Source organism: Dietzia sp. Cai40, from assembly GCF_014145165.1.
Taxonomy (GTDB): domain Bacteria; phylum Actinomycetota; class Actinomycetes; order Mycobacteriales; family Mycobacteriaceae; genus Dietzia; species Dietzia natronolimnaea.
The window spans coordinates 1-11,315 of sequence record NZ_JAALEB010000153.1; the positions used below are offsets into that span (position 1 = coordinate 1).

Below are 11,315 nucleotides of genomic sequence, written 5' to 3' on the forward strand. Positions count from 1 at the left end.
AGATGTCGGGGTCGCCGTGCGCGATCTGCATGGCCTCGACCTGGCCGGCGAGCCCCTTGGAGGTGGCGCCGACGATCGCCTTGACGCTCAGCCGCACGTCCCACCCCGATTCCTCGGCGAGACCGCGCGCCAGGAGGACCCCGGGCAGTTCACCGGGGGAGTCGGCACCCAGGCCGGCGGCGAGCGAGTCGCCGAAGATCACCATGTGGACGTCGCACGTCATCCCGGGTCGCCACGGCTCCGCGGTCACGGCACCGGGCCGGTAGAGGCCGTCGCCGTGGAAGGGTCGCGAGGTGGGCTTGGGGATCACCCGTCGGGCGATCCTGGCCTGCTGGGCGAGGAGTTCGTACGCACCCCGGTAGGCGCCGACGGTCCCCACCGCGACCAGCGCGAGGTTGACGACGACCTTCCGTGCCGGATCATCTGCGTGACTCATCTGGCGTGGCGTCTCCCTCCGGTGCGGTGGCGTGCGGGGCTCGGCACCGCGAGCTCGCGGGCCTGCTGTGACAACTCGACGATAGTCCTGCGGCTCTCCAGTGGCCCCATCGAGAGATCCACCGGGTACTCGACGATCGAGATGTCGGTGTGCACGATCCGCCGCGGCTGCGGGGTGTCGTCGCGACGCTGGGCCGGATACACCAGGTACGCGCGGTCCACGCCGAGCGCGGTGCAGGCCGCCAGCAGACGGTAGTGCTCGGCGGCGCGGGCGCGGCGGTCCGTGGGATAGGTGGGGACGAAGGTCGTGACCGGTTCGCCGTCGACCTCGTACACGAGGCCGGTGGGCACGGAGATGTGGTCGCCCTCGGTGTCGGGAGCGCTGTGGCGACCGGCCCTGCCGCCGGCGGCACCGGTCGACCCGGCGTCCCCGGCGTCTCCCTGCTCGATACCCGTGTCCAGGTGGACGACGGGGTTCTGCAGCACCCGTCCGCCACAGCCGTCGAGGGCGGCGGTCAGTTCGGCCTCTACGAAGCGTTCGAACAGCGCCGGCATCTCGGTGACGAACGCCGCCGACGCCGCGTGGCCGTCCTCCACCTCCACCGAGATGCGGCGCACGATCCGGTCGGCCAGGGCGAGCGCGTTCTGGAACCGGGCGTTGAGCCGGGTCCGCGTCCAGGCGGGGACCGGGGCGCCCTGGCCGATGAGCGTGGCGTCCGCCAGCCGGGCGTCCACCATCGCCAGCCGCCGCCGGGTGGCGTCCGGCAGGTCGGGCAGGAACTGCAGGCGGTGCGCGGCGGTGCGCAGGATGCGGTTCTCCGCGATGTCGGGGGTGAACTCCGAGTAGGTGACCTCCAGGGGGATGGTCATTCCCGGGTGGCGGCGGATCTGGTCGCCCAGGCGGATCCGCCCGCGCACGGTGGTCAGCGCCTCATCGACCCTGCGGTACCCGCGCAGCAACCCGGACGACAGGGCCTGGTGCGCCAACGCGGCCATGGACTCGGCCACGGAGACCCACAGCTCGTCGTCGTCCCTCGCCTGTACTGCCGACGGGAGGAACGCGGTGTCGGCCGCGTGGTCGAGCAGGAAGAACAACTGCGTCAGGCCCAGGTTGGCCGCGGGCAGGACCCGCACCGACAGACCCTCGACGCGGACCGAGCCGACGCTGCCGCACGGGATCAGTCGCCAGGTGTCACGGCCGGCGGGCAGCACCTCGACCAGGCCGGTCTGGGACAGGTGCTGCGCGCCCTCCCAGCTCAGGGTGACGAGCCGGCCCCGGCGATCGAACTCGTCGAACTCGATGGTCTCCGACGCCGCGGAGCCCGCCGAGGCGGGGATCACGCCCGGCCGATCTTCCGACGCAGTGTCGCGAGCCCGAAGCGTTCGTGGACCTCGGCGCGGGACAGGCGTCCGTAGTAGTGCTCCTCGAGCAGCGGGAGGAGGTCGTACCGCCAGATCGCCTCGAGCCCGCCGGGTTCGGTGGCCCGGTCCTTCATGAAGTACGACGGCCCGATCCGCAGGTCGCGGTCAGAGTCGTCGATCTCGGAGTTGAGCGCCTCCAGCAGGTCGGCGGGCTCGGTGGTCACGCCGCGGGCCTCGAGGTGACGTCGCAGCACGCCCGCCACCGGCGGGGTGTCCGGGTGGAGTTCCATGAACGCGAACCGGCGCCGGATGGCCGCGTCGACCATGGCGATCGACCGGTCGGCGGTGTTCATGGTGCCGATGATGAACAGGTTGCGCGGCAACCGGAACGAGGTGTCGGGGCTGTACTGGGGCAGGACCGTGCGGTCGCGGTACTCGAGCAGGAAGTACATCTCGCCGAAGACGCGGGCCAGGTCGGCGCGGTTCATCTCGTCGATGATGAGGAAGCTCGGGTGCTCGCGCCCGGAGTCCGACGTGGCGCGAGCGGCCTGGCGGCGCAGCGGCCCGGCCTGCAGGGCGAAGCCGGGCTGACCGGACTCGGTGAGCGTGGGCCGGTAACCCTCGAAGAAGTCCTCGTAGGCGTAGCTGGGGTGGAACTGCACCAGCTGGACCCGGCTCGGGTCGTCGGCGCCGGCGAGGAAACGCGCGAGCTCCTGCGCGAGGTAGGTCTTGCCGGTGCCGGGCGGACCGTAGAACACGATCTGCTGCCGCTCCTGCAGGGTGTCCACGATCTCCTGCAGCTCCTTGCGGGGCATGTGCAGGCCGTCGGCGAGCTCGTCGGTGATGTCGGGGAGGGTGGGCACGGTCCCGGCGCCCGGCGCCTCGGCCACCTGGGACTCGGCGGAGTGCCGGCCGGGGTGCATGGTGGCGAGCAGCGCGTCGAGGCCGTCGGTGAGGTCCACGACGGTGCCGGGCTCCCCGATCAGCTCCGAGAGCGGGCTGGGGAGGGTGTCCAGGTCGAGCGTGACCGAGTGCCACCGCACCGAGCGCTCGAGCTGTTGGCCGCCGTCCTCCACGTAGCCCAGGTCGTCGGTGAGGGTGCCCAGGTGCAGTTTGGCGTCGGCGACCGTGGCCACCACGTCCTGCGGGCTCATCCGGGACAGGAAGGTGTGCAGCTCCGCGGTGAGCTGGAACCGTGCCTGGTAGTCCAGGTGCGGGTACCCCTGCTCGACGGCCTGGGACACCTCGAGGCGGCTGGCGTGTGCGGGGATGCGCGGCAGGTGCGAGGCGGGCAGCGCGATGCGGTTCTGCGCGACCCACTGACCGGCCTGACCGACGCCGCCGCGTCCGGGTCGGACCAGCCACGCACGGCGGGAGTGGTCGTCGCGGTGGCGCTGCCACTGGTTGGCGATCGCACCCCGGTACCAGTCGACGGGCTGGCCGAGCTGGGCGGAGAGCGTCTCGGCGATCCGGTGGAGGTCCTGGTCGATGTCCAGCTCGTCGATCCCGGACGGCCCGCCGATGAGGTCGGCGAAGGCGTCGCGGATCCGGGTCTTGTGCTCGTGCTTGACGATCGGCTGGAAGTACCCGGGCCAGGCCAGGTACTGCAGGCTGTAGCGGATGGCCCGCCAGTCGCCGGGGGTCGAGCGGGCGGCCCGCTGGAACTCCCACGGGTCGGTCAGCGCCGCGTCGCGTTCGGCGGACTCCAGCTCGGCCCAGTGGATGACGAACGTGCACAGCCACCGCAGGTGCTCGCGCATCTGGACGTTGAACCCGAGCCCGCCGGTGAGCGGGCCCTTCTCTCCGAGCGCGTCGTCGAGGACCTCGGGGATCTCCGGGGCGTCGTCGATCCAGGACAGGACGTCCCTGATCCGTCCCCGCTTGAGGCGGGCGGTCACCGTGGACAGGGGCAGCTGCTGGATGTAGAGCAACTCGGCGGCCAGGAGCACCACCGGCCGCGGGGCGCCCTCCAGCTGGTCGTGGAGCGCCTGCATCACGGGGGAGCGGGTGGAGTCCGCGGAGTGCTCGCCCGTGTGCTCCTCGGCGTCCCCGTCCAGGCGGCGGATGAGCTCCTCCGCGACCTCGGGGGTCCAGGTGTAGAGCTCGTCGTCGAACGGTGACTGCCCTGTACGCAGCGCCGGTCCCAGGACCTGCTCGGCCGCCGATTCGATCTTCGGTGCCGGGCCGAATGGCCTGTCGTGGGAACCGTCTGTCACGTGGGACTCCTGGAAACGCCGGCGCGGGATCGGGCTGGTCGAACCGGGCCCGATAGTCGTGAAGAACCTACCACCGGGCCCGTCGTGGCCGGTCAGCTCTGGTACGGCTCCGCGGTCACGATCGTCACCGAGACGGACTTGCCGTTCGGGGTGGTGTACTCGCGGCTCTCGCCGACCTTGGCGCCCAGGATCGCGCGGCCCAGGGGGGAGTCGGGGGAGTAGATCTCGAGGTCGTCCTTGCCGGAGCCCTCACCGCGGGTGCCCACCAGGAAGGTCTCCTTGGTGTCCTCGTCGCCGTTGTAGTAGGCGCGGACCACGGAGCCCACCAGGGCGACGCCGGTCTCGGTGGGCGTCTCGCCGACCTGGGCGGTGGCCAGCAGGTCGTCGAGCTGACGGATGCGCGCCTCCTCCTGGCCCTGCTGCTCACGCGCGGCGTGGTACCCGGCGTTCTCCTTGAGGTCGCCCTCCTCGCGCCGCTCGTTGATCTCGGCGGCGATGACCGGACGGTTGGCGATCAGCGCCTCCTTCTCGGCCATGAGGCGGTCGTACGAATCCTGGGTCAACCAGTAGCCCTGGGTGTCGTTCGCCATGAGAGCGCACTCCAATCTGTTCGTGTGTGTGCTGCTGTACGAAAAACACGGCCCCGCGAAAGGAGCCGTGCTGATGGGACGATGCTAACACAGCGGTGACCTGGTTCGGGGCCCGAGAACCCCTACCTGCGCAGGTAATCGGGGACGTCGTCGCCGCAGCCGTAGACGTCGGCCACGAACGCGCGGGCCGAGGTGGCGATGGACATGTCGACCTGGATCGCGGTGTTCTCGGACGGCGGCACGTACACCTCCCGGCGGCCGACCTCGCCCTTGGTCTGGTCCTGCGCGCGAACGATGCAGTAGGCGGCGGTCCCGGGATCGTCCCGGGTGACGGTCATCACCACGTCGGTCCGTTCGTCGTCGACGACGGTCACGCCGATCACCTCGCCGGAGATGGTGGGGGTGGCGCTGAGCCGGTAACCGGCGACGGCGCCCGCCACCACGAGGGCGCCGACGAGCAGGACCAGGAAGCCGGCGACCACCTTGCCGGTCACGCCCGACCCGGTGTCGTCGTACCTCCCGGCGGGCGGGGCGCCCGCGGCCTGCGACGCGACGTCCGGCCTCGGCTCACTCATGATCCCCAGGGTATCCGGGGGCCCCGGGCGGACCGCCCCGGGGGCACCGGTGGCCGGTGAGTCCATAGAATGGGTCATCCCGATCCCCGAGCTCTGATGAACGGCAGGTGCGACGATGGCCGGTCTCCGGCTGATGGCGGTGCACGCCCACCCCGACGACGAGGCGTCCAAGGGCTCCGCGACCATGGCCAAGTACGTGGCCCGGGGCGTGAACGTGCTGGTGGAGACGTGTACCGGCGGCGAGCGCGGCAGCATCCTCAACCCTGCGATGGACCGCCCTGACGTCGTGGCCGATCTCGTGGGCGTACGGCGCCGCGAGATGGCGCGCGCGGCGGACATCCTCGGCGTCGACCACCACTGGCTGGGCTACGAGGACTCGGGTCTGCCCGAGGGGGACCCGTTGCCGCCGTTGCCTCCCGGATGTTTCGCCCTTGCCGACGACGACGAGGTCACCCGCTCCCTGGTCGCCAGGATCCGGGAGTTCCGACCGCACGTGATCATCACCTACGACGAGAACGGTGGGTACCCGCACCCGGATCACCTGAAGGTGCACTCGGCGTCGATGGCCGCCTACGAGGCCGCCGCGGACCCCGCCCGTTACCCCGGCACCGGCGAGCCGTGGGCCGTGGCCAAGGTCTACTACACGCACGGCTTCCCCAAGAGCCGTCTGGAGCTGCTCGACGAGGAGCTGTTCGCCCGCGACGGCGTCCGCCACTTCGCGGAGTTCCTGTCCCGCTGGGGGGATCGCCCCGACATCATGGAGCGGGTGACCACCCGGGTGGAGTGCGCGGACTACTTCGAGCAACGCAACTCCGCACTGCTGGCCCACGCCACGCAGATCGACCCCAACGGTTGGTTCTTCGCCGCCCCGGTGGAGATGCAGCAGCGGGTGTGGCCCACCGAGGAGTTCGAACTCGCGGCAAGCCGGGTGGCCGTACCCGAGCGGGCTGAGGGAGAATACGAGTCAGACCTGTTCGAGGGCGTCGACCCGTACGTCGCGCTCCCGGTCGGACCGAGCACGAGTGAGGACCCGAGATGATCACCCTGGGACCGGACGTCCAGATCCTGGCGTATCAGACCTCGATGGTCTTCGCGCAGAACCAGTCGCCGGGCACGCCCGGGTACAACGACCACCCGATGGGCCCGGAATTCGGCAAGGCCTCGCCGATCGGGATCCCCGTGGTCCTGCTCCTGCTGGTCGCGACGGTCCTTCTGATCCGCAACATGAACAAGCACATCAAGAACCTGCCCGAGACCTTCGACACCGACCACCCCGAGCCGGATCAACTGGCCGACGAGGGCACGGACCGAGCCGGCGTGGAGCGCACTCCGGACGCCGATCGCTCCTGACCTCGCTCAGTCGGGGTCAGCAGGCGCAATCGATTCCAGGGCTCGTTCTGTCCATTCCCTCAGTTCGCGCTTCTCGGATTCGTCATCGCGCAACATGCCCAATAACGTCGCTCGGCCGAGGAGTGATGAATTCAGGGCCTCGGCGACTTCACTCGGCGCCATGTCGGGGGACAACTTGCCGCTCATTCTGAGGGAATTGGACAGGTAGTTCAACCGACTACGCGAGACCGTCGTGCCCTTGAGTTCGCAATAGTCTCTAGCGGCCTTCACGATGGCGTTGTGGAACCTCGTATCGACCGGGGTGTCATGGATTCCAAGGATATCCAGGTTGTTCCGGTTCAGGGCCCGCGAAATGGACTCGATCATGTGACCGAGTTGGTCTGAGGAGACGGCTGGAGCAAACTTGTCGCGCCACTTCAGTCGGTGGACGAGAGTGGGCGCATCGTTGCTCTCAGACTCGAGGGAGGTTCCCGGCGGGATGAGATACCCAGGGGGATCGTAGTTGATCTCGTATTCAGGTACCGCGGCTTGGAGCAATGACGCGAGGGAGCCGAAGGATCCCCAGTTCTTTGCATCCCCACGATCGAAACTCGCCTGGATGTTCTGCGCGATCGACGCTAGTGCTGCAGGTTTGCTCAGCCGCGACGCGACATTCCTCGCTTCCGACACCAGAGCTTCGTCGGCGGCGGAGTTGGAAACTGTCGTGGCGTTACTCAGCCTGATTTCCTGGTTCGCGGACTTGGAGCTGCCTGAAATGATCGGGGAGGGGGACGCAATGGACACCTCGGCGAGGCGATCGAGTTCGTCACGGAGGTCTTGAGCGATGTCGTCTACGGTTGCGAGTAGATCGGCCATCCGGCGCGCGAGGGTGGTCGCAAGAGCAGGAAGCTGAACGCCCGGCTTGTATGTATCTTCGTGGGTTAGCTCACCCCATCCGTCCTGCAGCAGGGTCCTCGCTTGGATCTCCACAGTGACCGGTTCCCAATCCCCAGGAGTATGAATGAGAGTTTGTACGTTAACGTGATAAGCCCGGTATCCGGAACTCTTGGGGCTCTGGAAGTATAGCTTTTCACTGTTGGACTGAAGCGTGATCCATGTTGCCGAACTCAGATCGCTCGGTAGGTCAGTCATTATATTGCGAAGTAGTTCGAGATCACAGGTGTTGTTGCACGTGACCCGTAGTCCGACTATGTCGTCCACTGCCTCAGGAATCTCTTTCAGGGTTCGAATCCTGGCCGAGTATTTTGGCTTCTGGATTTTCGACCATAAGCTGTTCATGCCCTTCACTCGTGTTGCAGAGATGCGGAACTTTTCACGGTCTGCGTCTGACAGCTCCATCGTCAACCACTGATCGATCAGGCGCTCGACTGTTCGTAGTGCAGGTTCGAACAGCGAGAACCGTTACTTGTTGTACCATTGTTCGTATTCGTCTCGACCGAATTCAAACGCCGGACCGCCCGTTTCGCCCATGGCGCGACAATAAATGAAGAGGACCGGTTACAACGGGAAACGTAGCTTCGGCGCCGTCGGCCCAGGTGTAAAACTGGTATCGAGTTCTCGGGTTCGGTGTCGCACGTCCCGACCCCGAGAAGTCAAGGCTTCAGTAGGTCGCCCATCGGGACGAAGTCGCCGAACTCGTCGTCGTCGCTCCTCCGGCCCCGGCCCGCGTCCGCCCGGGTCGGCGCCACCGCGCCGCCGGTCACCCCGGCGAAGCGCAGCATGTAGTCGGCCAGTTCCGTACCCACGCGGTCCGCCCGCGAGGCCAGGGAGTCGCCGTCGCCCCCGGTGGCGACGGCCCCGAAATCCTCGGAGGCCGCGAACACCGAGGTCGGCACCACGTCCGCCTTGAGGTAGGCGAACATCGGGCGCAGCGCGAAGTCGATCGACAGCGAGTGCCGGACGGTGCCACCCGTCGCACCCAGTGCCACCGGGACGCCGGTCAGCGTGCCGGGGTCGATCACGTCGAAGAACGACTTGAAGAGGCCCGAGAACGACTGGTTGTACGTGGGTGTCACCGCGATCACCCCGTCCGCGCGGGCGATCTCCTCGAGTGCGGCGCGCAGTTTGTCGCCGGGGAACCGGGTGAAGGTGGCGTCCACGACCTCATGGGCGAGCCCGCGGACCTCGAGGACCGTCACGTCGACGTCCTGCCCGTGGCGCCCGAGGGCCTCACGGGTCGCCGAGGTGAGACGGTCGGCCAACATCCTGGTGCTCGACGGCACCGAGGTGCCCGCCGAGATCACCACCAGCCGCAGCGGCCGTGCGTCGGGTGCGTGGGTGGCGGTCACTTGTCGCCCCGTCCCGCCGGTGCCTGCGCGAGCCGGGACTCGGTGCGGCGGGCACGGGCCAATGATTGCTCCTGGGCGCGCTGTCCGCCCTCGACGGTCAGTCCGGTCCAATTGTCGCCGGTGCCGAACCGGTAAGCGTCCGAGTACGCGGGCGCCCCCTCGGCGGCCAGCGCGGCGTCACGTGCCGCGACACGTGCCGCGTGGGTGGGCCCGTCAGGCACGTGCGCCGGCCGCAGCGCGTCGAGTTCGCGACGCAGGACCGGGACGATCTCGGTGCCGAGGATCTCGATCTGCTCGAGCACCGTCTTACGCGGCACGCCGGCGTGATCGATGAGGAACATCTGGCGCTGGTAGTCGCCCACGTGCTCGCGCATGGTCATGTAGCGGTCGATGACCTGCTGCGGGGACCCCACCGTGAGCGGGGTCTGGGCGGTGAAGTCCTCGAGCGACGGGCCGTGGCCGTAGACCGGGGCGTTGTCGAAGTAGGGGCGGAACTCGTTGACCGCGTCCTGGCTGTTGGGGCGCGCGAAGAACTGACCGCCCAGCCCCACGATCGCCTGATCCGCGGACCCGTGACCGTAGTGCTCGTAGCGCCGTCGGTACAGCTCGACCATCTGCTTGGTGTGGCTGATCGGCCAGAAGATGTTGTTGTGGAAGAACCCGTCCCCGTAGTAGGCGGCCTGCTCGGCGATCTGCGGCGAGCGGATCGACCCGTGCCAGACGAAGGGCGCGACGCCGTCCAACGGGCGCGGGGTGGACGTGAACTGCTGGAGAGCTGTCCGGAACTTGCCCTCCCACTCCACCACGTCCTCGTGCCACAGGCGGTGGAGCAACTCGTAGTTCTCGATCGCCAACGGCAGCCCCTGTCGGATGTCCTGGCCGAACCACGGGTACACCGGGCCGGTGTTGCCGCGTCCCATGGTCAGGTCGACCCGGCCCCCGGCGAGGTGCTGCAGCATGGCGTAGTCCTCGGCGATCTTCACCGGGTCGTTGGTGGTGATGAGCGTCGTGGCGGTGGACAGGATGATGTCGGAGGTCCTCCCGGCGATGTAGCCCAGGGTGGTGGTGGGGGAGGACGTGACGAAGGGCGGGTTGTGGTGCTCGCCCAGGGCGAAGACGTCCAGGCCCACCTGTTCGGCCTGGACCGCGTACTCGACGACGGCCTCGAGGCGCTCGTGCTCGGTCGACACCTGCCCGGTGAGGGGATCAGGTGTGATGTCGGCGATGGAGAAAATCCCGAACTGCATGATGGCGAGCCTTTCAGTCTGTTGGTGCGTTCCATCCTAACTTGCTGACATGTCAAACAAAAGGGGGTCGGGGAGTATTCCGCCTCACCCTTGGCGCCTCTCGGTTCGCGAGTTCTCCTCCGCGCCGTGGCCTCGGGATGTGAGTATTCGGCGATCGCCATCACGACTGCCGCAAGGAGGCCCGGTGACCGAGTGGATCGTCCGAAGGTGGTCCCGTTTCGGCCACGACCGGGTCTATGCCGCCACGCCGGGCGGAACCGACCTCGGTTATCTCGACCTGGCGACCGGCCGCTACCACTCTGACGATCTCGCCAACCTTCCGCTGTTGCGCAAGGCGATCGAGGACCACCTGGGCGCCCGCCGGCACCGCGAATCGGCGAAGCAGTCGAGCCGACCACCATGGGTGACCGATGTTCCGTCGCCTGCGCCTGCGCCTGCGCCGTCACCGTCACCGTCCTCGTCGTCGACACCGCCGTCGTCGAAGTCGGGGCCGGTCGCGGCGGTGACCGGTCTATCGCCAACTCCGTCGCGCGAGCACACCACCGTGCCAACCACGGCATCCGGACCGAGGTGGCACGATCTCGCCGATGCTCGTGCGGGGGCGGCCGCACGCGAGCGAGCGCTCGCCGAGCGGGAGGCGCAGGGGATGGTGCGCCATGTGCTCGCCCGGTTGGTCGACGCGAAGACCGACGAGCGTGCCTGGCGTATCGGCGCGGACGGTGAGCAGGCCGTCGGCGAACAGCTGGCGGGCCTGGACGCCCGGTGGAGGATCCTGCACGCCGTACGCGTGGGGGAGCGGGGTGCCGATATCGACCACGTGGTGATCGGCCCCGGCGGCGTCTTCACCGTGAACTCCAAGAATCACCCCAAGGCGGCAATCTGGGTGGGCGGGGACACCTTCATGGTCAACGGCAGCCGGGTTCCGTACATCCGCAACAGTCGGCATGAGGCGAGGCGGGCATCCCGTCTGCTCGCGGAGCAGGTCGGCTTTCCGGTCCCGGTCGTCGGGATGATCGCGGTGGTGGGAGCTCGAGGGGGATTCACAGTGAAGACCCAGCCCGCGGACGGTGCCGTGGCAGTGGTTCAGCGTCGCCGCATCAGGCGATTCCTCACGTCGCAGCCGCAGCGACTGGGATTACGCGAGATCGACGCGATCCACGAGGTCGCCAGGCGATCCACGACGTGGCACCGCTGAACCCGGAGTCGCCCGTCAGGCGGGGTGGGTGCGGTGGGCGCCTGGTGGGTTGGTGAG

Annotated in this window: 10 protein-coding genes and 1 pseudogene; 3 read left to right on the top strand and 8 right to left on the bottom strand. The window is 68.4% G+C overall.

Features of this window, described 5'->3' with window-relative positions; translation table 11 throughout:
- From G6022_RS06605 to G6022_RS06625, 5 genes and pseudogenes are all read right to left on the bottom strand, one after another.
- Positions 1-436 (bottom strand): annotated as a pseudogene (locus G6022_RS06605) (SGNH/GDSL hydrolase family protein); the annotation flags it as partial.
- Positions 433-1,776, bottom strand: a complete 1,344-nt coding sequence (locus G6022_RS06610; protein WP_182617703.1) for a hypothetical protein — start codon at positions 1,774-1,776, stop codon at positions 433-435. The pseudogene G6022_RS06605 and the gene G6022_RS06610, both read right to left, overlap by 4 nt.
- Positions 1,773-4,013: an AAA family ATPase gene (locus tag G6022_RS06615; RefSeq protein WP_179525716.1), complete on the bottom strand. Its 2,241-nt coding sequence runs from the start codon at positions 4,011-4,013 to the stop codon at positions 1,773-1,775. Before G6022_RS06615 ends, G6022_RS06610 begins: the two co-directional genes overlap by 4 nt.
- Before the next feature lie 92 nt (positions 4,014-4,105).
- Positions 4,106-4,603, bottom strand: coding sequence for a transcription elongation factor GreA (gene greA / locus G6022_RS06620; protein ID WP_017835774.1), 498 nt, complete (start codon positions 4,601-4,603; stop codon positions 4,106-4,108).
- Positions 4,604-4,725: 122 nt separating this feature from the next.
- Positions 4,726-5,178 (bottom strand): DUF4307 domain-containing protein, encoded by a 453-nt coding sequence (locus tag G6022_RS06625; RefSeq protein ID WP_182691219.1) that lies wholly within the window; start codon positions 5,176-5,178, stop codon positions 4,726-4,728.
- Positions 5,179-5,293: 115 nt separating this feature from the next.
- Here G6022_RS06625 and mca point away from each other — a divergent pair, with 115 nt between their 5' ends.
- Together mca and G6022_RS06635 are read left to right on the top strand one after the other, a co-directional pair.
- Complete coding sequence (gene mca / locus G6022_RS06630; protein WP_179525714.1) at positions 5,294-6,217, top strand: mycothiol conjugate amidase Mca; 924 nt, start codon at positions 5,294-5,296, stop codon at positions 6,215-6,217.
- A 44-nt stretch (positions 6,218-6,261) separates the two neighbouring features.
- Positions 6,262-6,528, top strand: a complete 267-nt coding sequence (locus tag G6022_RS06635) for a hypothetical protein (protein WP_241731089.1) — start codon at positions 6,262-6,264, stop codon at positions 6,526-6,528.
- A gap of 6 nt (positions 6,529-6,534) precedes the next feature.
- Here G6022_RS06635 and G6022_RS06640 read toward each other — a convergent pair whose 3' ends face one another.
- From G6022_RS06640 to G6022_RS06650, 3 genes are all read right to left on the bottom strand, one after another.
- Positions 6,535-7,866 (bottom strand): hypothetical protein, encoded by a 1,332-nt coding sequence (locus G6022_RS06640; protein WP_182639401.1) that lies wholly within the window; start codon positions 7,864-7,866, stop codon positions 6,535-6,537.
- Positions 7,867-8,120: 254 nt separating this feature from the next.
- Positions 8,121-8,816 (bottom strand): CE1759 family FMN reductase, encoded by a 696-nt coding sequence (locus G6022_RS06645; RefSeq protein ID WP_182691221.1) that lies wholly within the window; start codon positions 8,814-8,816, stop codon positions 8,121-8,123.
- Positions 8,813-10,063 (bottom strand): LLM class flavin-dependent oxidoreductase, encoded by a 1,251-nt coding sequence (locus G6022_RS06650; protein ID WP_182639398.1) that lies wholly within the window; start codon positions 10,061-10,063, stop codon positions 8,813-8,815. Before G6022_RS06650 ends, G6022_RS06645 begins: the two co-directional genes overlap by 4 nt.
- A 184-nt stretch (positions 10,064-10,247) precedes the next feature.
- On the opposite strand from G6022_RS06650, the gene G6022_RS17140 reads away from it, so the two are divergent.
- Positions 10,248-11,258: a nuclease-related domain-containing protein gene (locus G6022_RS17140; protein WP_347238157.1), complete on the top strand. Its 1,011-nt coding sequence runs from the start codon at positions 10,248-10,250 to the stop codon at positions 11,256-11,258.
- Positions 11,259-11,315: the final 57 nt, after the last annotated feature.

Coding starts and splice junctions, on each gene's coding strand:
- greA (WP_017835774.1), bottom strand. CDS start 4,603: ATGGCGAACGACACCCAGGGCTACTGGTTGACCCAGGATTCGTACGAC.
- G6022_RS06625 (WP_182691219.1), bottom strand. CDS start 5,178: ATGAGTGAGCCGAGGCCGGACGTCGCGTCGCAGGCCGCGGGCGCCCCG.
- mca (WP_179525714.1), top strand. CDS start 5,294: ATGGCCGGTCTCCGGCTGATGGCGGTGCACGCCCACCCCGACGACGAG.
- G6022_RS06635 (WP_241731089.1), top strand. CDS start 6,262: ATGGTCTTCGCGCAGAACCAGTCGCCGGGCACGCCCGGGTACAACGAC.
- G6022_RS06640 (WP_182639401.1), bottom strand. CDS start 7,866: ATGGAGCTGTCAGACGCAGACCGTGAAAAGTTCCGCATCTCTGCAACA.
- G6022_RS06650 (WP_182639398.1), bottom strand. CDS start 10,063: ATGCAGTTCGGGATTTTCTCCATCGCCGACATCACACCTGATCCCCTC.